This window comes from Chryseobacterium sp. S0630 (genome assembly GCF_024158915.1).
In the GTDB taxonomy this organism is placed as follows: Bacteria; Bacteroidota; Bacteroidia; order Flavobacteriales; family Weeksellaceae; genus Chryseobacterium.
This window is the reverse complement of record NZ_JAMZGF010000016.1, coordinates 73,082-94,744: the sequence shown is the minus strand read 5'-3', so window position 1 is coordinate 94,744 and position 21,663 is coordinate 73,082. Positions and strand designations below refer to the sequence as shown.

The window sequence follows — 21,663 nt, the reverse complement described above, 5'->3', positions numbered from 1 at the left end:
CTTGTCATTCCGCAGGAATCTAAACTCTTATTTTATCCTCATTCATTATCACAAGCTTTCTGTGTCTGGATTCCTACAGAATGACAAACAGAGTGGATAGTCTAAGTGAATAGTTTGTATTATGTCTGAAGCAAGTAAGTGGCTATGCACGCACACAGAAACACCCACCTTGTCATTCCGTAGGAATCTAAATGTATTCACATTATTTTACACCTTCATTGTCATTAAGCTTCTTTATTAGCTTACCGGTAAATTTATTCCCAGTTTAAAAATTTTATGATAAGCAGTGATTTGATTATCAGCATTATCAAACTGTCTTTTTATGTTTTCAATTGAAAAGTTATGCAATAATGAGGGAGGATTATTAGAATTCTCATTATCAGGCTGGTGAAGATGAGGGTAAATAATCAGACAATCCAATATCTGATCTTCTTTCCAATCTTTATTTTTACTTTTCATTTCGTTGATAACCTTCTTTAAACGGGAGTATCCTGAAACCTGGCGGATGTCTTTGTGGATATGACTTTTAGTATATTTTAATTTATACTTAGTATCAATGACCATTTCATAGCCTGGTTTACTGATCAGAAAATCCAGATGATTTCCGTAGGTTTTGAATTGATAATGAATATGATGAGCATCTTCAGGATTAGCTTTGATCAATTGATAATAAAAATAAAGCTCAAACAGTCTGGGCATATCAATCCAGAATGGTGGTGTTTTTATTTTTTTCTGCGTCGTTTTCGTAATCGTATACGAGAACCGTTTCAGAATAAACTGTCCTATTCGTAAAGCCTCTCCATATTCATTGAAGAACGCATTTTTTTTACTATGTTTTAATTGAAGTCCATCAACATCGGTACTGATATGTTCAAATGCTGGCTTGCAATAATTTAAAATATGTTGAACAGATTCTATATTGGAAGAAAATAGTGAAGGATTGTTCTCAATATAGCTGGTTGCAAACACCAATACTTTCTTTAGAAACCTGTTTTCAAAATAATCTTCACCAAAAACCTGAAATTCACAAAAAGCAGAGGTAGGTTTATTTTTAAAAACATTCTTCTTTATATGCGGACCTATTAATACTTTGCCCTTTACTCTACTATTAAGATTTTCCTGGACTTTATAATATGCCTTTTTCAATCCTTTTCTTACAATTATTTTCAAATGCTGTAAAAACTGTATAATAAGAAAAGGGGTCAAACGATCATCTTTATGATCTATTTCAATATATTTTGCATCCCAGTCTATTTGGATAACATCTTTTGAATAGTGTGCGGTTTGTGGCAAAGCCATGACATCCAAAAGAATTTTAAGATAATTGACTTCTTTAGTCTCTATCTTTTCCTTACTATCATATGTTTCAGGGAGAGGAACAGAATTTTCTTCTTCATTGAGGCAGTTCCGGAAGTACTGCGACAAACCAGCATTGATCTTGGGTTCTACATAAATGGTTCTGCCGGTATTTCCCAGCCAGTCAATACCTACAAAATAATCTGCCTTAATCTCACAATGATTTTCTCTTTTTACCACCGAAAAAGAATAAGACTGATGGTTGAACTTTTTACTTTCCAAAGCCGCAAACAGCTGAAAAGAGTCGTCATCAAGATGTAGCAGTTCGTCTGCTATATTGGTAAAAGACTCTTCAGTAGTAACTCGTTTGATCAGAAAACTTTTATGTTCCGAAAGTAAAATTCCCATTAATTATTTATTTTCAAGGTATTGATATAGTCTTTAATATCTTTTCCGTCATGGCTTCCGATAAGAACACCATCTTTCACATACTCAAGAAGAATAGGAACTACTTCATAATTCATTTTTATTCTGAAAATTTCCTCCTTTGTCTGACCATCCTCGATATCTTCTTTTTTGGCAATAAAATAACTATGCCCCAACTGAACGTCCTTCGCATCAAATTCACCACTTACATTTCCATTTTTGAATAACTCCGAAACTTTTTTGAAACCTTCATTATTAAAATGAATATGCTCGTCATCCTCCAGAGGTTCAGGTAACACATCAACAAAAGCAAAGCGTCTTCGTATCGCATAATCAATATGACCTACACTGCGGTCTGCGGTATTCATAGTGCCGATGATGTAAAGGTTGGGAGGAAGGATTAATTTATTTTTACTTTCATTGGTTGCATCTTCAAGAGCATACATACTTTCAACGGCTTTTCCTCGGTATTCCAGAGCATAGATCAACTCACCTAAAACGGAAGATAGATTGGCCCGGTTAATTTCATCAATAACAAGTACATAATTTTTTAACTGAACTTTTTCAGCCCAAATTGTTTCAGGTTGATAGTTTTTTTCAAATTCATAGTACTTTTCAACAACCTTCATAAAATAGGTTGCATGTTGCCTGGTTTTTTCTTCAACATCAGACATTTTTTTAATGTCCTGTCTTTCTTTTGCTCCGTATTCAATAATAAGTTTCAATTCTGAAAACTTCATATTTAAGCCGTTTTTATGAGCATCCCAATTATCTCCTTTATATTTGAATTTGGTTTCATCTGCAGAAAACAAATACACAGAATTGGTAATCGGATATTGATGCAGTTCGTTTTCTGCCATTTCATCTTTTACTTTTTCAATGAATATCTCAAAAGTATCTTTTGAGATTATTGTATCCGGTGTATTTTGTGATGCCTTGTAATTTTGTAATGCTACGTGGGCCATATCAGCTAACACTCTGTTCTCAGCTTTGAAAAGTATTCCGTCTCCGTCTTCATTAGGTTGAGAAACAATACCTCTTACAAAATCTTCATAGGTATAACTTGGGTGAAACTGGATAATTTTAAATTGTGGATTGTCTTTTAATTCTTCGGTTGAAGGTAATCCCAGTAATTGAATAGCTAGTTCCTTTGCCTGTCTGGTTTTTCCTGTTCCCGGAGGACCTTGTAGAATGATCTGCTTTTTATACAACAACAGATCTTTTATTTTTTCATTTTTCATTTGTAATAGTATTTTTGTAAAATCATTTATGCCTAGATCTGCACCTGTTTTAATAAAAAGGTTTCTAAAACGGTTGTCAAAATCTAAAAATTCATTAACTATATTGTCATAGTTTTTACCTTCGAAAGCTATTTCTGTCCAGCACGATTTACTGGCATTTGTTGAAGGAACCATATGTTGATATTCTTTAATACCCATTAAATGAAAATGCACAGTGTCAGAAAATCCAACAATATAAGCAAATTTGTCACGTGCATATTCATAGTACTCTTTGGGATATATTTTAGCCCATTGATAATCCTGAAATACGAATTTTCCAGGACCAGCTTGTCTTCTAGGATCTTGTCTTATTTCAAAAGTGTAACCTTTTGCTTCAAGAAGACTGCATATATGTTTTAGTTTGGCATAAACAATTTTTAGTTTGTTATGATCATCGTTGTTTACTTCCTCTCCTCCAGAAGAAGTGATCATGTTCAAGTCCTCTCTTGTAATTAGCTCCATAGTAATATTTATTAGTTTCTAAGGTTGTTCGTTACCTATTTTTTTAAAAATTTTCTGCCTGTTCCAGTACATTTTTGTAAACATCATCTTGTGTAATCGGTGGATACCCATATTCATGAAGTTTCACAATAATATCCATTTTTAGTTTTGCTTTGATGTCTTCTCTATCACTCCAATCAGGGTATTCTGTTGTATTATCTACAATCTTTTTTATTTCCTGAGCCAATTCCAGCATTTTAGCTTTTTCGAATTCAAATCCATATTGTTTACAAATTGAATCTAGTATATCATAAAAGGCTTTTTCTTCGTAGTCGATTCCTAAATCCTGATAAGAAGCCATTTCGGTACGAAGATTTAGAATCAGATCAAGGATTTGTTCTGATGTACTTTCTCGAATATCATTATAGTCCAGAATGTCAAGTTCGCTTCTTTCGTTATAACGGTTGACTATACTTTGTAGGCGCTCAGAAAACTCAATTCCTTTTACTTTATTTACTTTTTTGAAATCTGAAATTGTCTGCTTTAAAAGGCGCTCTAAAATTTTAATTTTGGTATTCGGTAATTCAAGATTATTAATTTTTTCAAGAAATTTATCATTGAACAGATCAATAGCATTTGCCTTATTATCATCCAGCTTAAAAATTTCTTCAACACCTTCCGAAACAATAGCATCTTCTACCATTTTGCTCACTTTAGCATTCATCTGTGCAGTGTCTGGTGCCTCACCTTTGGTTAGTTTTACTACTATAGATTTGATAGCAAAATAGAAGTGTATTTCATCTATTTGGTTGCTGTTGAATATTTCAGAACCACAGGTCAGATTATATGCTGCTTTTAATTTTTTGGTTACCTCTACAAAAAACTGTTCAGATTTTTCCGTTTGTAAAACCAGTTCTGATGCTCTGTTTAAACATTGTAACTGTTCTACAGGTGAACCTGTAAAATAATCTGTGGTGTCAAACTGGTAGAAAAACTGTCGTAATAACTCAAGCTGATCTTTTACAATAATCACGGCTTTATCCAAATCCTCAAAATCATCAGTGGCGGTTTGATTATTGAATAATCCCAAAGCGTGATTCAGATTTTTTTTAATTCCTATATAATCTACTACCAAACCTTTTTCTTTTCCTTCAAACTTTCTGTTTACACGTGAAATAGTTTGTATCAAATTATGGGTTTGCAGCGGCTTATCAATATAGATTGTATCAAGAAAAGGGACATCAAATCCCGTCAGCCACATGTCTACCACAATAGCTATCTTAAAATTGGAATAGATTTGTTTAAATTGGCGATCCAGCTCCTTGCGGTCATCTTTCGTTCCCAAAAGGTTCCAAAGAGATTCATGATCATCTTTGTTTCTGGTCATAACCATTTTGATACATTCAATAGGCTTTATTTCTTTCTGTTCTTTTTCGGTAAGATGATCTGCAATTTTAATTTCATTCCATTCCGGACGAAGTGCAATAATTTCTAAAAACAGTTTATAGGCAATTTCACGAGATGCACATACAAACATGACCTTGCCAGCAACAGTAGCTTTTTCTGCTACACGGCTTTCATAATGCTGAATAAAATCTTGTGCAATAGCTTTGATGCGGTCAGGGTCTCCTAATACAGATTCCATTTTAGCAATAGCTTTCTGGCTGGCTTCAACATGATATTCGGAAGCTCCTTCAGCAACTGCATTGTCATAATATTTTTCAATCTCGACTACTTTAGAATGATCGAGATTCACTCTGGCAGCACGACCTTCATACACCAATCTTACTGTAATTTCATCTGCAACTGACTCTAACATTGTGTAAGAATCTACTATTTCACCGAAAACGTCAAGTGTTTTATCAATATGTGTTCCAGTAAATCCAACATAGGTTGCATTGGGTAAAGAATCATGCAGATATTTTGCAAAACCGTAAGATTTCTTAACTCCTTTTTCTTCATCAATACGAATTTTCAGATCAAGATTGACCTGTGAGCGATGGGCCTCATCTGAGATACAGATAATATTATTTCTGTCAGACAGAATTTTATCATCTTCTGCAAATTTTTGAACAGTTGTCAAAAAAACGCCCCCGCTTTCTCTCCCTTTTAGTCTTGTTCTCAGATCTTCTCTGGATTCTATATTGATAATATTTTCATCTCCAATGAAGTCTTTGGCGTTGGTGAAATCTCTGGAAAGTTGATCATCAAGATCGGTACGGTCTGAAATAATAATGATCGTTGGACTCGAAAATTTTGTCGAACGCATCAGTAATCTGGACAAGAATAGCATGGTGAAACTTTTTCCACATCCTGTAGCTCCAAAATAGGTTCCACCTTTACCATCACCTTCAGGTTTACGGTGCTTTAATATATTATCAAAAAGTTTGTTTGCAGCATAATATTGAGGATAACGACAAAGTATTTTGTCTTCTTTTTTAGAAGTGTCAGGAAACAGAATAAAATGATGTAGAATATCACAAAGCCTTTGTTTATTAAGCATTCCATAAACGATAGACGTTACAGTATGAATCCCTGTTAAAGCTTTCTTTTCTTCTCCGGTAATTTTATGCCAGCCATAGAAGAAATCATAAGGAGCAAACAAAGAACCAGCTTTATTATTCACACCATCACTAATGATGCAAAATGCATTGTATTTCATCAGTTCCGGAATGTCTCTCCGGTATCGTATACTCAATTGTTTGTATGCATCGTATATTGTTATCTCTTCTTCGATTGCTGTTTTAAATTCAAAAATAACTACTGGGATACCATTAATATAAAGAATCAAATCCGGAATACGAAGTTCCTTCCCCTGAATTTCTAGTTGATTGACAATTTTAAAACGGCTGGTTTGTAAAAGACTGTTTTCATCAATATCAATGTAACGAATGTGCAGATCTTTTTTAGCAGGATTATTTCTTTTGAAAATCCATCCGTCTGCTAAAAGCTTTCCAATATGCTTATTACTTTCATATAGATTAGATGCAGGTTGATAGGCTATTTCATTAATAATGGTTTCCAATTCTATAGCTTCCAGATCTGGATATTGCTGCATTAGAAAATCACTTAGATCTTCTCTAATTAATACTTCTTGATTAGAGGTCCGAAATAATTTTTTACCATTCACATGTTCATAACCTTCTTCTTGAAGTAAGTGAATGAATGATTTTTCTAGTTGAGATTCGGTGTATTTCATGATATTAGCTTAAATGTAATAAAATTATTTTTACGAATTTAATTCGTCATGGAAAACCTTCCAATGGTTTTTAATTTGTCCTTTTATTTTATTATTTACCATTACTTTTGAAGATTTATAGACATAAGATAAAAAATTTCCCCAGTTATAATCTTCCGATTTAATAAATTTATTTTGACTGTTATCCCATTTATATTTTTTAAATCTTTTTGCTCCTTTATAGGTAAACATTTTATACAATCTTCTTTTAAATATTTCATTTTTGAATTTTCCTTTTTTAGAAGAGTAGTGCTTTGCCCGCCGGATGCTTCTTTTCATTTTTCTATAATAGTTGGAAATGCTTCCAGACTTAATTGTAGTATATTTTCCATCAAATTCAAATCCTAAATAAATAAAGTTTTTATCCCAATTAATTTGCTTAATAAATTCTTGACCACAGATCAATCTGTCATTTTCCTTTTTGAATCTAAAGATTTGTGTTTTTTCTCTTTGAATTTCTAATTTATATTTTTCAATCTCGGTATAGACCAATTCAGAAATTTCTGTTTTTTTGTTGAGAGGGCATATTACAACCATATCATCAGAATAACGACGGTAGATTCCTCCAAACTTACATATTACATCATTAATGATTTTATCAAAGTGTAATAAATACATGTTTGCTAAAGTAGCACTAATAGGAGAACCTTGGGGAATGCCAAAGTTTTTATAAGTTATGCTTCCATCTTTATTTTTAAAAGTTTTTGAGGGTTTAAGTAGTTTTCCCTTATTGGCATAAAACTCTTTTTTTGTACAAAAAGCAATGGCATTTTGACTTTTTAAAAATTTAATTTTTGCTACTTTACGCCTTTTTATTGGCAGATTAGTACCATCTTTATTTTTTCGTCGTGTGAAAATTTGATTCTGAAAAAGATTAAAGATATCTACAAGATCAATAAAAGAAAATCTTGTAATATTTTTATAAATATTAAAATGATCTGGTGGAAGTGATTTTACATCTAAAACTTCCATCCAAATATCTCTTAATAACTTATGATCTAAATTGTCAAAGAAACTGGAAATATCAAATGCTATTACTGAAAACTCTGTTTGATTATAATCCAGTATGTATTTAAATACATCATTAGCGAAATCGACATTACATTTATTACTTGAATTAGGATCTGTAGGATTTAAAGGAATCGATCGATAAGCATTAATTACTTCTCCAATATTATGTTTTTCAATACATTTTTCATATTCTACATTAAGTATTGTAGCATAATAGCTATAAATTAATGCATCGATGTGACTTGCATAGAATATTTCTCTTTTCTTTTCTTTTTTATATCTGGAAATTAACTTTTCATCTTCATAAAACACTATTTTCTTTCCCGTATTTTCGTCATATTTTTTTCTAAACTTTCTCTGATAATTAGTTTTATGAATGAAGGGTAAAAAACCATGTTTAGCCACTTGGTCAGGATTAGTGATATATTTTTCAATCCATTGCAATCGCATTCTGCTCTCTATAGGAAAACCTATATGAGGATATCTCTTAATTTTAAACCAATCTTTTATTTCCATGATTATAAAAGGAGTAGCGAAGACCCAGTGCGAAGCAATCCTTTAGGAAATTACACATTTCCCTGAAGTAGACATGCTCTCTCGATGATTGCTCATCGCTCCGACTATACGCTGGGTAGCTAAATAATTGACGTATATTTACAACTAAATTCAAATAGTATGAACAAATTGATAACATTCATCTCTGGTATGATTCCAACCTCACTGAAATTGATTCAGATAGGTCTCTTCGGACAAGTTTCCCAAGATATTCTCTTAGTTATTTGTCTATATGAAATTTACAGACTCTAACCGTTTTTCAAGTTAGGTAGACTTTCGCCTTTTGCCCTAATACGTCTACTTCGGTTCTTCACTACTCCATAGTTTTTATTATACTTTTCTTATTTTCTCATAATACATTTTCCACTTTCCCTCCAACTGATAACTGCGACAACAACAAGCTTTGTAGTTGTGTGAGTCTATCTAGTTCTAGTTTTTTATTTAGTAAAAGGTCATTCAATTTGATACAAATGGCTTTGAAGTGTTTTAAAATATTTTCTGAAGGAATCATAAGATCCAATAATTCTACATTATACATGGGTAGCTTAGCTTGAACACCACCTACTGTTTTCATCTCAATTTCTCTTTGACCATCGTTTGAAGTTAAGAAATGATATAAATAATCTGAGTTAATTATTTTAAAATTAGTTAATTTAAAGCAATTTTCTGTTAGATTGGCTTGATGTAAGGACTTATGTATAATATTTACTAATCCAATAGTTCCAACAATTGAAATTAATACATTATCTTTTGCAACAATATATTTTGAAATAAATTTTTGTATTTCATCATTTATATACTGAAATTTAGAATTCAATGCTATAAATTTATTTTTATTCATGTCAGCAACTCTTATGTATGGCCTTCCTTCTTGGTAATTATTTAATTCATTATCTTTAGGTAATCTCTTACCACCTTTAATAGAGCAATAATTTTTTAAAAGGTCTGTACCCCAACCCTCAGGAATTTCCTTTCCAAGCTCTTCATTCCAAACCATTTTACCACCAGAAGATTTATATGGTTTTCCATTTTCATCAGGAAATTCAAAATCCACAAACCAATGTTTATACAAAGCCTGTGCAGTAGCTTCTAGTTTTTCACAAATTTGCTCATTAACTTTTATTTTGTTCTCTATACTTTGATATTGAGCAACAATTTCATTTTGTTCTTCAATAGAAGGGATAGGTAATTCAACGTCACACATATCTTTCCAGTCAAAAACTTCCCTAACACTACCTATTGAATGATATCTTGCATAACGATCAAATTCAGGTCGTGAAAACCACATCATTAAATAATCTGGAGACAATTCATTTTCATCAATAATTTTAAAGCTCGTGTAAGCCTGAGAAACTATCGCTTTTTCAAATTCTTTTAGTAGTGCTATACCTATTTTATCCCCTCTTCTCGATGTATCTGCTATATATGTAAAGTTATTTTTCTCAATAATTTTATACTTTGACATATCTGACCCAATAATATTAGCTATGGAAGGTATAAAACGTTTTTGTACAGAAACTCCTAATAATGGATAATCCGATAAGTCTCTATTTCTATTATCTATTAATGTAATGTAATTTCCTAATCTTTTATAACTCATAGCCCAAAGTTTTAAAAACATTGGAAACCTCTTCCTTCAACTGACTTTCCTGCTGAAACAAATCTTTCAAATCAGTCTGCAAAATTTGCATCTGTTCATCATAATCCAGGCTTTCATCACGGTTTACAAACTCAATATATTTGCTTGGTACTAATGAGTAATCTTTTTTACGAATTTCTTCTAAAGTTGCACTATAAGAGTATTCAGGAATATTTTGATACGTTTCTTCCCAATCAATCTGCTGCCAATTATGATAGTGCCCAGCAATTGTTGTTATTTCTTCTTCGCCAAACTGGATGAATTTCTTTTCAAAAGGTTCTCCCTTTTGACGAAGATCCATAAAAAGAACCTCGTTTTCACGGCTGCGATAGTTTTTAGTACCATCATTTACGTGCAGAGTTCTTTCTTTTTTGTTACGATTCAAAATCCATAAAGTCACAGAAATGTCTGTAGAATAAAACATCGCTCTTGGTAGAATGACAATAGCTTCTACCAAATCATTTTCAATAATCTGTTTTCTGATTTTATATTCTTCACCACCACCAGATAAAGCACCATTTGCCAAAATAAACCCGGCAACACCATTCTGAGATAGTTTGGAGATCATATTCAAAATCCATCCGTAATTGGCATTGGATTTTGGAGGTACTTCATAGCCTGCCCATCGCTGGTCATCCGTCAATTCATTTTCGGCTCGCCAATCCTTTAAATTAAAAGGTGGGTTGGCCATAATGTAATCGGCTTTCAGATCTTTATGCTGGTCATCTGCAAAGGTATCTGCAGCCTTACTTCCAAGATTAGACGCAATACCACGGATAGCTAAGTTCATTTTAGCCAGTTTATAGGTCGTGTTAGTTAATTCTTGTCCATAAATAGAAACATCCTTTTTGTTTCCTTTATGCTTTTCAATAAATTTAAGAGATTGTACAAACATACCACCAGAGCCACAAGATGGATCATAGATTTTCCCTTTGTAAGGCTCTATCATTTCTGCAAGCAGATTAACAATAGATTTTGGAGTATAGAATTCTCCTTTTCCTTTGCCTTCTGCGATAGCAAATTTACTTAAGAAATATTCATAGACACGCCCTACAATATCATGGGCTTCATCTTTCAAGGTGTCAATATTGTTGATGCTATCTAATAGAGCAGAGAATTTAGACTGATCCAATCCAAGACGGGAAAAATAATTATCTGGTAAGGCTCCTTCTAAAGATTTATTGGTGCGCTCTATTGTTTTCAGTGCAGAATCTACTTTTAAAGTAATGTCTTCCTGTTTAGCATTTTCTATAATGTATGTCCATCGTGATTCTTCCGGTAGATAAAAGATATTTTCAGCCTGATAGAATTCTGGAATTTCAAGAAATGCGTCTTTGTGCTCGTTGATAAGCCCTTGTCTTCTTCTTAAAAATTTATCATTCGCAAATTTGAGAAATATCAAACTTAGAACGACGTGTTTATATTCTGATGGTTCCACAGAACCACGTAATTTATTTGCAGAGTCCCACAGAATTTCTTCAGTGGATTTTGTCTGGACTTTTTTAGCCATTATTGAAAGAAAAATAGTATTTGCCGTAAAAATAATGATATTAAAATGCAAAGAAAAATAAAACAAGAGAAAAAAGATTACGGTAAACCATAAGTTACTGTGTTTATAGATAGAAATAGAGGATTGAATGGCTAATCTTCAAATATTATTTTTTAACCCCCAAACTTCTTCACCCTAATCACCTTCTCCCTTACCTTAATCACAAAAGGCTCAAGTTGTACTATTTTCCCGGCTTCTACTTTGAAAGTATCAGTAGAGCGTTCGCAATAGGTGTTGGAAGGCAGAGAGTTTTTGTTCAATTCAATCCTGTAATTTCCGGAGGGCAGGAAGGAGGCAAATTCCCCGTTGTCATCGGTGATGATATGATGTACTAACTGTTCGTTGCGGTAAATATTGAAAAGAATACCTCCTACTTTGGGCGTGAAATCTACTGCGGTTTTGGTGTCAAAATCATAGGTTATCTTTCCCTGGGTAGTTCCGTTTTGATGAAGAGGGATCTCAAAAGAGTAGTGGTGCTTGTCTACGGTAAATTCGGTTTCATCATAATACCAGCCTTGCTGGATCACCTGTTTCAGGGCATACTTTCCATAAGGGATAGAACGGTAGCTGATAGAACCTGACGGATCGGTTTTAAATGAAATATTGTTGAGCATAATGAGATAGCCTGCCGCTTCTTTGTCGCCTTCATCATAGATACTATTTTCGTTCAGGTCATAATAGACAAATGCTTTGATATCACCTTTTTTACCCGGATCCAGGGTGCTGTTTCTAAGGTTGACGGTTACACCGGCTTCCACGGTCAACAGATTATTGGTGAAACTTCCTGCAGTATAGCTGAAGTAGGAAGAGTTCAGGTACAGGGCATATTTTTCTCTTGAATATTTCAGGTTCAAAAAACCGGAAGGCGATTTTCCATACAGAACATCATCAGTATAAGAAACACCTGAAGTGACATTCAGCTGACGGTTGAAGAAATTTTTATTCACAAAAGCAGAAAGGGAAAGCTTTTCGTAGGGAGTGCTTTGGTTCATCATTTTTGAAAAAGCATATTCGGAAAGGAAATAGCTTCCATGCTGATAGATCCCGTTCACGGTCAGCCATTTGTAGCTGTAAGTTCCGCTTACTTTCATCTGGAACTGCTGTTTGTCGTTGTCCGGATATTGTGCCAATCCTGTTTCCATGCTTAAGATGGAGGTGTGTTGCTTATCAGGACTCAGCCAGGTAAGATATTCTGTAAAACGTTGTGCTTTCAGCTGTTTCGTGTTCTCATAAGGCTGGGCATTGAAGAAATTATTATAAGAGTTGGAGTTTTCTTCCTGATACTGATATCCGAGTCCCATCCCGAAATTCCCTTTTTTTGGGAAATTGATTCCCGTATCCAGTCTTATATTGCTTGAATTCAGGGTGTTGTCGTAAAAGTAGAACTTAGGCGAAAAATGCGAAGCCACAATGTTGGCATACACATAATGGTCTTTGAAAATCATGGTAGAGAAATTCTGCTGAATCTGCAAAATTCCTCTTCTGTTTCCGGGATAATAATCTGTGCTGTAGAAATAGTTTCCGTTCAGATTGACCTTTTTAATCATTCCTGAATATTGGGATTCCAAAGCTAATGAAGGCTTGGAGGGCTGGTTGTTTTCGTAGAAACTCAGTCCGCCATACACTTTGGTATTCGTTTTCCAGTCTTTACCGAAAGCATACTGAAGATCTGTTCCGGCTACATGATGTCTGGCTTTTTCGTAAGGATCATCCCTGAAAATATAAGTTCCGGAGATATTTCGGGAAGCGTTTTGAGCGCCAAGAGTTCCCCGGGTATAAAATCCATAACCATATTTCAGAAAAGAATTTCTTTCGATCAGGCTGTAGGTCTGGTCTACGAAACCTGCTTCAATTTTTTTGTCTTTATCCGGAGATGTGTAGGCATATTCCAACCCTCTTCCGAACATGGAAAGTTCCAGTAATTTATTGATATTTCCGATCGTGAATTCACTGTTTTCCCTGTGATAGGTCAGATAGGTATTATTGACAATAGGATCGCTCTGATTCGTCATGGTATAGATATTCCCCCGGATGAAAATATATCCTGAAGGAAGGTTGAAACCTCCGGAACCTACCAATTGATACATCTCCAGGTTTTCTCCGGCATGTCTGTAGCTTGCCGTGATGGTGTTCTTGGTAAAGTTGAAAAATGCTGTGGATTCCATATCCTCATAACGCTGTACCGAAGAGACATTCTGGATAGAAACACTGGTGTTGCCGAATATTTCTCTGTCCGGCTCTCTGAAACCTGCGATATTGACGGAAATCTGAGTGCTTCGGGATCTGATTCTGGAAGGCAGAAACCGGAACACAAAGACTGAATCTTTCTGTACACCCATACTTCCTTTTTTCTCTATAAAAGCATTTCCCTGCTCAGCTTCCGGAATTTTAAATACAACCGTTACATACTGCTTTCTGTTCCCAAGATTGGAAACCCTTGCCCTTACTTCTACTGAATCGGTGGCTTTATTCACATAGATCAGTGGGTTTTCTGCCGTGATGCGCATGGCATTATTTTCAGTGACGGTGTATGGTATTTCTTTTTCCGCCATTGTTTTATTCTGCTGGTCCGAAAGACGGAAACCCAGACGGGATTCTCCTGAAACGGCATTATTGCTGACCACGATCTTTACCGGAAGGAAAAGATGCTCCCCGGATTTCATTTCGACCTGAAGACTGTTGCCTGAAATATTTCTGAAACCTTGAGGAATTGTAATGTTTACTTTTCCTTTAAAATCATTGGTGCTTTGATTGTCAAGGACGATGATCAGATCCAGAATCCCTGTTTTATCTGTTCTGGATTCATTACGGATATCAAGACTTACCCCGGAACTGCTTTGTGCCGGAATCCATATCTGAAACGAAATCAAAAAAATGAAAAAGATTTTTTTGAACAGGTCTTGAAGCATGGTTATTGGGGGATAATCTCGTATTGAAGGGTGGTGGAATATTCTTCCGATTTGGCATTAATCAGTCTTTCATCATTGGCTTTGGTGGAATATCGGATATCATAATACAGGCTGGAACTTCCGGTTGAGCCTCCTGTCGCGATAAGCTGCGGAGAAGCACTCAGCAGGATAGGATATACATTCCCATTGTTTCCTGAAACGGGGATGAGATTCATTTTTACGGTTCCTAAAGGAATGTAGTTTCCGGCTGGAGAGCTGAACTGCCCCTGAAGAGAACGTAATTTGATCTGATAATTGGTATTGCTTTTTACAATCAGTCCATTGGAATAAGTGACACTTACTCCGTTGACATAATCTGACATACTTTTAAATTCCAGTGATCCGTTGACCGCTTTTGCGGAAAATTGAAGCGACATTTCGGGTACATCTGTCGGACTTCCGCTGAGTGGCCCGATATGGAACTGAAAAATGTGATCTCCTCTGCCAATAATATTGTTGTATTGATCATACGCTGTAAACTGTACAGGAGCATTAAATCTGGTCCAGGAAGGGTAGCTCCCCAGATAAGATCCTCCCATAACGGTCAGGCTGTATTTTACCTGTAGGTTATAGTAGCCGTTGGGCTGTGGCGGCTGATTGTACAACGCTGCATTGGATTGAGGAATTAAAAAGACTTCCTGGTTTGCCTGAAGAAAAGTATTCAGTGGCATTCCGATCTGAGGAATCGTGGGTACGGGTCCCGGATAGGCCTGTCCTGAAGTGGAAACGGGCTGAAATGATATTTTGTTGGCAGGCATCGTATAATTTCCGTCAGTAGATGTGACAGGCTGTTTCAGCTTCATGGATATTTTCCAGTAAGGAATATTAAACGCTCCATTACCAGCCAGGGTAAATGTATAAGCATCAGGATTGGTATTTCCGCTGTAAGAATTAATCTGCAGATAACTGTTCACCCATGAGTTGTAATTGACCTGTGAGAAGCAGTTCAGGGAAATCAACAGAAAGAAATAAAAGAACTTTTTACTATTCATAGCTGAAACTTAATTCTCCTAATTCCAGATTGTTGTTGTCTCCATAATCAATCATTACAGAAGCGGTATACTTTCCTTTTTCAAGGCTTGCCGGAAGAGGGATATTCATCTCTCTTTTGTTTCCGGGCATGGAGTAAAAGATAACCGGATCCAGGGACACTTTTTTTCCGGTTTGGGTATTCACAAAGTCAGTGTATATTTTTCCGTCACCCCATATATCGCCCTGATTTTCAAAAAAGAGGTTGACTGTATTGGTTGTTTTTCCGTATACCAGATTCTGGATTTCAAGTTTTTTAGTTTTGGCGGCAGGCAGCTTGTGGAATAATTTGATTCCTGAGCGGATGCTTACCTTGATGTTGGCACCTTTATGATCCACATCATCTACCGGATTCATCTGGCTGACATACAAAACGGCTGTATGAGTTGGCAGTTGATTGGAAAGCGCATTCGGAACCGTAATGGTAACCTCAATATCTTTTTTTTCTCCCGGAGCCAAAGTAAAGTAATTCTCTTCTTTTTTGACCGAAACCCAACTTGCACAGGAAGTGGGAAGGGTATTGGCGGGATATGTTACATTCTCACCTTTGCCGTCATATTCCCAGTCTCCTAAACTTACAGCAAGATCCAGAGAATTCTTGGCACTTACATTAGTTACCGTTATTGTCTGGGTATTGCTGTTTCCGTTTCCTGACTCAAAGTACAGTCTTGGTGGTGAAACCGAAACCCCTGTTTGTGCATATCCGTGAAAAGATGACAGGAAAAGAAGACTGAAAAGGAGAAGAGAAAGTCTGCTCATGACGGAGATTAGTTTTTAAGTGTTGATAAAGTGCTGTGGTAGGTACAACACTTTATCATTACAAAATGATGTCTATTATTGAGAAATAATGGTATACGTAAGTTCAGTAGTGTATACTGTAGGATCTTGTCCGGCAATATAATTGTTCAGGTACTTATTATCTCCGGCTCCTTTGTATTCAATGTTAATTTTTTTGTCTACCCCTCCGGTAGAAGAAGTTACCAAAGTAGCTTCGTTAGTTGATAATTGTACATTCTGAGCATATTGAGCACCGTTTACAGTGTCAGAACCTGCGCTTGCTTTAATCTGGATGGTGTTAGCCTGGATGTTTTTACCTCCATACTCTAATACATCGTTACCACCTCTTACTTTTACCTGGAATCCTCCTGTGCTGTAAATGCTTAAGTGATCTGCGTTTACAGAAGATACACCATTGGCATAGTCATCTTTAGTGATGTAGTCTAAATTAACGACTTTTTGAGCGTTGTTAACAACAAGAGTCTGGATAGGCTTAAGTCTGACATTTAGCGTTACACTTTGTGCTTGTAATGTTGAGAATCCAAGGATAGCAAAAGATGCTAAAATAAAATTTTTCATAAGGTTAAAGACGTTTTTTTGTATTAATTTTTTTTAAAATTGCGGATGCAAAGGTAAATACAAAGAACATCAGGACCTTTGTGAAAAGATACTTATTATTTGTGAATTTTTACGAAGAAATAGGCGCGCACCAAACAATACCTTTTATGAGTAATTACATAAAAAGTATCTTTTAAATGCTGATAAAATCACCATAAAGTAAAAAGAATGCTTTATTAATCTTAAACATTAATTTTACTTAATATATAGGGAATGAATAAATTGCAAGATTGTTATTCAGTGCATAGTTATTTTTTTAGACCTTGCTTAATTTTTTACTGAGAAATTAGAGTTATTATTAAAAAATTTTCGTCGTCACTTCTGTTGACGCTTAAATTTTCCATAGCATTTTCAATCTCATGTTGGATAGGATATTGCTCCTGAACCACTCCTTTAGAATGGTTAATAAGAGGATATTCTTCAAACTTTTCTCTGTTGCTTTCGGAATTACCGATTGTACCGTGATATTCATCATATTTTGCATTCAGCTGAAACCCTGTCGGACTTGAGATGGTTACAGACTGAACCTCCCGGAAGGAAGACACGTTTCCATCGTCCGAAAATCCTGAGCCTATAGCGAGCATCTGTACCGGATAAAGCCTTACGTTAAGCCTTAAACCGTCTGCTGCCTGGGCAAATGATTTTGTAATAGCAAAATAGAACAAAATGAATATAATGTACTTTGCAAGCATATAACCTGTATTTTTCCCCAAAAGGTTACTTATGTAAATATACAAATTATTTCATTTCTGAGGGATTTTTTCCGGTATGTTTTTTAATAAAATTGGTGAAATTTCCTTCATTGCTGAAACCCAGATCATAAGATATTTCAGAGATGGTGGAATTTGAAAAATTCAGTGCTTTTCTGCATTCAATAATGAGTTTTTCAATGATGATATGCTTGGCTGTTTTGCCCAGTACATACTCTGTCATCTCGGTAAGTTTCCTTGAAGAGATATTAAGCTCTTCCGCATAGTAAGCCACTTTCTTTGCCTTTTTGTAATCTCTTTGCAGCAGAATTTTGAACCGGTTGACATAGTACATATAGTCAAATTTGATGTCCTTTTTGATTTCTTCGGTGGGAATATGTAAAAGGGCATCCAGCATCAGTCTTTCTATGGCATTATGGGCAGCAGATATATACAGGCTTTCGTCCTTTTTCCGGAAACTTTCCATACGTTCCAGGAATATCATTCTCATCTGTTCTGCATTGAAGAAAGGAGCGATAAATATTTCAGAATTATAATTATAAAAAAGCTGCGAATTGATAAAAAGGCTGTCTTTGGTTGATCTTTCATAAAAACTGGATGAAAATGCAATGGAATACACATCCGATCTTTTGGTTTCTCCAAAAACGATTTTCTTTTGTGGTCCAACAAAGGCAATATTTCCCCCTTTTAGTGGGTAGGGAACATTGTCTATCGTTAACTGGATATCTTCCAGAATGATATAGATACAAAAATATTCTAAGGTGTTGAATTCTCTTTTGTTTTTATTTCTGTTGATAAGATAATCTAAACGATTGATACTGAATCCTATATTTTTTAGCTGATCCGTTATTTTGTACATACATTGTTAGTCATTCTGTCCAAGAAAAATTCTTGCAAATTTTTGATATAAATATAAAAAATTTACCAAATATCCAGTTTTAAAGAAAAAAATTAAGACAGTCTGTGCATGAAAATACCCGGTGATATCATGATCATCCGGGTATTGTTATCTTTTTTTGATTTTAATTAAATGATATACAGTGTTATAGCTGCTTTTGTTTAAAAATCATGGGTTTGCCTCTGCAGGTACTGATGTTGCTTTGCACATCCATCTTCTCAACCTCCAGACCGGCAGATATACAAAAATCACAGACAGAATTCCTGCCAATGTTCCTACCACCACAGCCATTGCTGTTGCGTCCAGCTTATAATCTTTTGAGAAATTATACTGCCCGATAAAGAGCAGGGATAATACCAATAGTCCTGTAATCAAACCGTGTACAATGCTGAGCCTGGTCATGAGTTTTTTAATATTCAACTGTTCATCTACTGTAAACTCTATCGCCTCCTGACTGGCGGCATCCGTTACTCTTTTGATGATATCAATGGTAAGGACCACCGGAAGGAAAATGGCCATTGGCAGGGTAAGACGGGCCAGGTTTTGGGTTCCTGAGAAAAAATGCGTGTAGCCTAATTCTTTGAAACTGGCATAAGCAATAATGAAATTAAAAAATACATTCGGAAGGACATAATAAATCGTACGCTTAATGAGAAAGCGTTTGAGGGTGGTTTTCTTTATAGGTTTAGGCTTCGGAGGTTTTATTTTAAATTTCATAGAGAGGTGGTCAATAGCTCAATGGCTTTATCTTTTATCTGATGGGCTTCCTCTTTGGGAAGAAAATTTTCATTGGACATGAAGGTGAAGTCCATCTGTTGGTTGTAAGTGCTGGCTACTAAAGTGTTTGAGTTCAGCCATGGAAAAGCGACAGTAGGACTAAAGACTGTTTCCAGGTTGAAATTTTTATAATCATTCGGTATATTGATCTTTCCCATATTGGATAAGGTCACATCATGTCCGCCTTCGCTGGACTTTAGCATACTGATCATACGTTCCACAATAGGGTGCATATGTTCTCCCATCCACAAGAGTTCCCGGGCTTCCAGTTTACTGATTTTCTCAATAAGATCTTTTTTAATCTCTTTAGCATTGCTCATCACATTCTTACTGTTCTTTTTCACAGAAAGTTCTACTGTTGGTGCAAACGCAAATAAATGATCTTCTTTAATTTCCGGAATAAAATGGCGCACATCTACAGGGCTGATCACTTTACCTTTGGCACGGTCTCCCTGAATATCACGGAAGGCCTGCATCACCGAAGAACACAGCAAAGCATGTACGGAGATACCGTTGGCTTTACATTTTTCAGTAATAAGTTTGGTGTCCTCCGGAGTCATTTTCCAGTGAATAGCGTAGTTTTTTCCCTGATTTCTCTTTTTACTTTTCCGTTGGATAGAAAAGAATATTTTAGCGAAGAGCAGATAAAGACTGGCCTTATATTTTTTTATTCCTGTGTTAAAATCCGAAGGCAGGAAATCGTCTACAGATTCAAAAGCAACATAAGGAATTAATGGACCATAAGGATTGTCCAGTAAACTTAGAAGTTCACGTAGTAAAGTAACTCCGGTTGTTCCGTCTGAAATGCAATGAGGCATAATCCAAAGAATTTCGGAAGTACCTTGTCCTTTTACCCATACTACTTCGGCCAGTGGTTTTTTTGGCGTTTCAAAAAGTTTAAACCATCCTTTTTCAGATTCTTTAAACCAATCTTCGTCTGTTTTACGCTCTACAATGCGAAGGGGAATAGGTTCAATATCTCTTTGTCCCATAAAAAAGGGGTAGCGCCCTTTGTTATGATCAATATTAGTTCTCAGAATAGGATGCTTCTGCTGGATTCTTATTAAAGCTGTTTTAAAATTTTCTTCAGGAATCTCTCCGTTAATTCTTGCGGTATAAATACAGTTTAAAGGCGTTTCAGGATCTACATACATGATCCTTTCCACCATCATTAGAGGTCTTTTGATCATGATACGGTTGCTGGTTTTATTTGTGAATGAATCGTTCTCATTACTTCATCACGGATGGCTACTACTTCAGTATAAGGCAAATAACCTTCGCTTCCCATGATTGAAAAATCCATTCTTCCACGGTAAGTAGAAACCACAAGGGTAGTGGTATTTCCCAGCGGACCAATGACTGATGGACTGAAGATAGTCTCTACTGTGAATTCTTTATATTCATGGGGAATCTGAAGAGGTCCCAGATTAGAAAACATGCAGTCATTAGAAGATTTTCCGTTCTTTAACAGCCTTGTAAAACTTTTCAGCGCATCATGTCCGGATTCCATCACCATCATGGTGATATAAGGATCCAGTTTTGAGGCTTTTTGTTCCACAGACTTCTGCATGGCACGAAGATTCTCTGTAAAGTTTAGTTTTTCATCCAAAGAAATCACAATCATCAGCCCGAAAGCGAAAATGTGATCTGCTTTAATCTGCTTGGCGAAACGCCTGATATCTACCGGACAGGAAACTTTGTTGAAAGATTTTTTACCTCTCACTTTTCTAAATGCGTGTAATAGCGTTACACTCAAAAATGTGTTAACGGTAACTTCCTGGGATTTGCAATAAGCGATGACTTGCTGGCTTGTCTCTTCATCCAGTTTTCCATGGATCAGATAGTCATTCTGTCTTTCAACAGGTTTTTTGTTTACCGGAAGCCATTTGATTGCTGTAGCAGCCAATCTTCCAATAAATCTGGCTTTCAATTTTTGTCTGCGACTGTTCAGAATATGAGATGGAACCACATCCTGGATTCCTAATATTGGATTTTCTGTACCGATATCGGTAGCCGGATTATCCAGTACGATTAGAAATTCTTTTAAAAAGGCCATTGCAGAACCACCATCGCAAAGACAATGGTGGAACGCAAATAGCATGTCAGAAACGTCTTCTCCTTTGATCCAGATAAAGCGGATCAGGGGAAATTTTTCGTAGTTAAAGGTGGTATTCCATTCTCTCCTGGATTCTTCCTGCCACTGATCTTCACTTTGTCTGGTGATGATTCTTACAGGGATAGAAACAGGTTTTTCAGGAACGTTAAACCAAGGAATATTTTTTTCATCATGGCTGATCAATGCTCTCAGCCATGGGTGTTTATTTTGGATTTGTGTCAGGGCCTGCTGGATATCTTTTAATGTAAAGGTACCTCTCAGTCTGAACGGAATAACTGCGTTAAAAGGTTCTGTTCCGTCCCCTAACAGCATACGTTCTCCAAATAGCAATCTTCTTTTTATAGGTTGATTCATA

At 35.5% G+C, this 21,663-nt stretch carries 15 protein-coding genes; all 15 read right to left on the bottom strand.

Annotated features, from left to right (window positions below; translation table 11 throughout):
* Positions 1-237: 237 nt before the first annotated feature.
* Positions 238-1,704 (bottom strand): McrC family protein, encoded by a 1,467-nt coding sequence (locus NK356_RS09695; protein ID WP_253316871.1) that lies wholly within the window; start codon positions 1,702-1,704, stop codon positions 238-240.
* On the bottom strand, positions 1,704-3,464 hold the full coding sequence (locus tag NK356_RS09690) for an McrB family protein (RefSeq protein WP_253316870.1): 1,761 nt from the start codon (positions 3,462-3,464) through the stop codon (positions 1,704-1,706). The genes NK356_RS09695 and NK356_RS09690 overlap by 1 nt, the downstream gene beginning before the upstream one ends.
* A 43-nt stretch (positions 3,465-3,507) precedes the next feature.
* A complete protein-coding gene (locus tag NK356_RS09685; protein ID WP_253316869.1) occupies positions 3,508-6,642 on the bottom strand; it encodes a type I restriction endonuclease subunit R in 3,135 nt (1,044 codons plus the stop codon).
* 30 nt (positions 6,643-6,672) lie between these two features.
* Positions 6,673-8,208 (bottom strand): reverse transcriptase/maturase family protein, encoded by a 1,536-nt coding sequence (locus NK356_RS09680; RefSeq protein WP_253316868.1) that lies wholly within the window; start codon positions 8,206-8,208, stop codon positions 6,673-6,675.
* Between the two features lie 388 nt (positions 8,209-8,596).
* The gene (locus tag NK356_RS09675) at positions 8,597-9,847 is read right to left on the bottom strand and encodes a restriction endonuclease subunit S (protein WP_253316867.1); all 1,251 of its coding nucleotides are present in this window, start codon (positions 9,845-9,847) and stop codon (positions 8,597-8,599) included.
* Positions 9,837-11,396 (bottom strand): type I restriction-modification system subunit M, encoded by a 1,560-nt coding sequence (locus NK356_RS09670; protein ID WP_253316866.1) that lies wholly within the window; start codon positions 11,394-11,396, stop codon positions 9,837-9,839. Before NK356_RS09670 ends, NK356_RS09675 begins: the two co-directional genes overlap by 11 nt.
* Before the next feature lie 152 nt (positions 11,397-11,548).
* Complete coding sequence (locus tag NK356_RS09665; protein WP_253316865.1) at positions 11,549-14,305, bottom strand: hypothetical protein; 2,757 nt, start codon at positions 14,303-14,305, stop codon at positions 11,549-11,551.
* 41 nt (positions 14,306-14,346) lie between these two features.
* Positions 14,347-15,375: a hypothetical protein gene (locus NK356_RS09660; RefSeq protein ID WP_253316864.1), complete on the bottom strand. Its 1,029-nt coding sequence runs from the start codon at positions 15,373-15,375 to the stop codon at positions 14,347-14,349.
* Complete coding sequence (locus NK356_RS09655; protein WP_253316863.1) at positions 15,368-16,171, bottom strand: molecular chaperone; 804 nt, start codon at positions 16,169-16,171, stop codon at positions 15,368-15,370. Before NK356_RS09655 ends, NK356_RS09660 begins: the two co-directional genes overlap by 8 nt.
* A 75-nt stretch (positions 16,172-16,246) precedes the next feature.
* Positions 16,247-16,768, bottom strand: coding sequence for a hypothetical protein (locus NK356_RS09650; RefSeq protein WP_253316862.1), 522 nt, complete (start codon positions 16,766-16,768; stop codon positions 16,247-16,249).
* 314 nt (positions 16,769-17,082) lie between these two features.
* On the bottom strand, positions 17,083-17,499 hold the full coding sequence (locus tag NK356_RS09645) for a hypothetical protein (RefSeq protein ID WP_156106475.1): 417 nt from the start codon (positions 17,497-17,499) through the stop codon (positions 17,083-17,085).
* Positions 17,500-17,545: 46 nt separating this feature from the next.
* The gene (locus NK356_RS09640) at positions 17,546-18,376 is read right to left on the bottom strand and encodes an AraC family transcriptional regulator (RefSeq protein ID WP_034696893.1); all 831 of its coding nucleotides are present in this window, start codon (positions 18,374-18,376) and stop codon (positions 17,546-17,548) included.
* Between the two features lie 207 nt (positions 18,377-18,583).
* Positions 18,584-19,132 carry a hypothetical protein gene (locus NK356_RS09635; RefSeq protein ID WP_034696894.1) on the bottom strand — a complete coding sequence of 183 codons (549 nt, stop codon included), beginning with the start codon at positions 19,130-19,132 and terminating at the stop codon, positions 18,584-18,586.
* Complete coding sequence (locus tag NK356_RS09630; RefSeq protein ID WP_253316861.1) at positions 19,129-20,382, bottom strand: hypothetical protein; 1,254 nt, start codon at positions 20,380-20,382, stop codon at positions 19,129-19,131. The genes NK356_RS09635 and NK356_RS09630 overlap by 4 nt, the downstream gene beginning before the upstream one ends.
* Positions 20,379-21,662, bottom strand: coding sequence for a condensation domain-containing protein (locus NK356_RS09625; protein ID WP_253316860.1), 1,284 nt, complete (start codon positions 21,660-21,662; stop codon positions 20,379-20,381). The genes NK356_RS09630 and NK356_RS09625 overlap by 4 nt, the downstream gene beginning before the upstream one ends.
* Position 21,663: the final 1 nt, after the last annotated feature.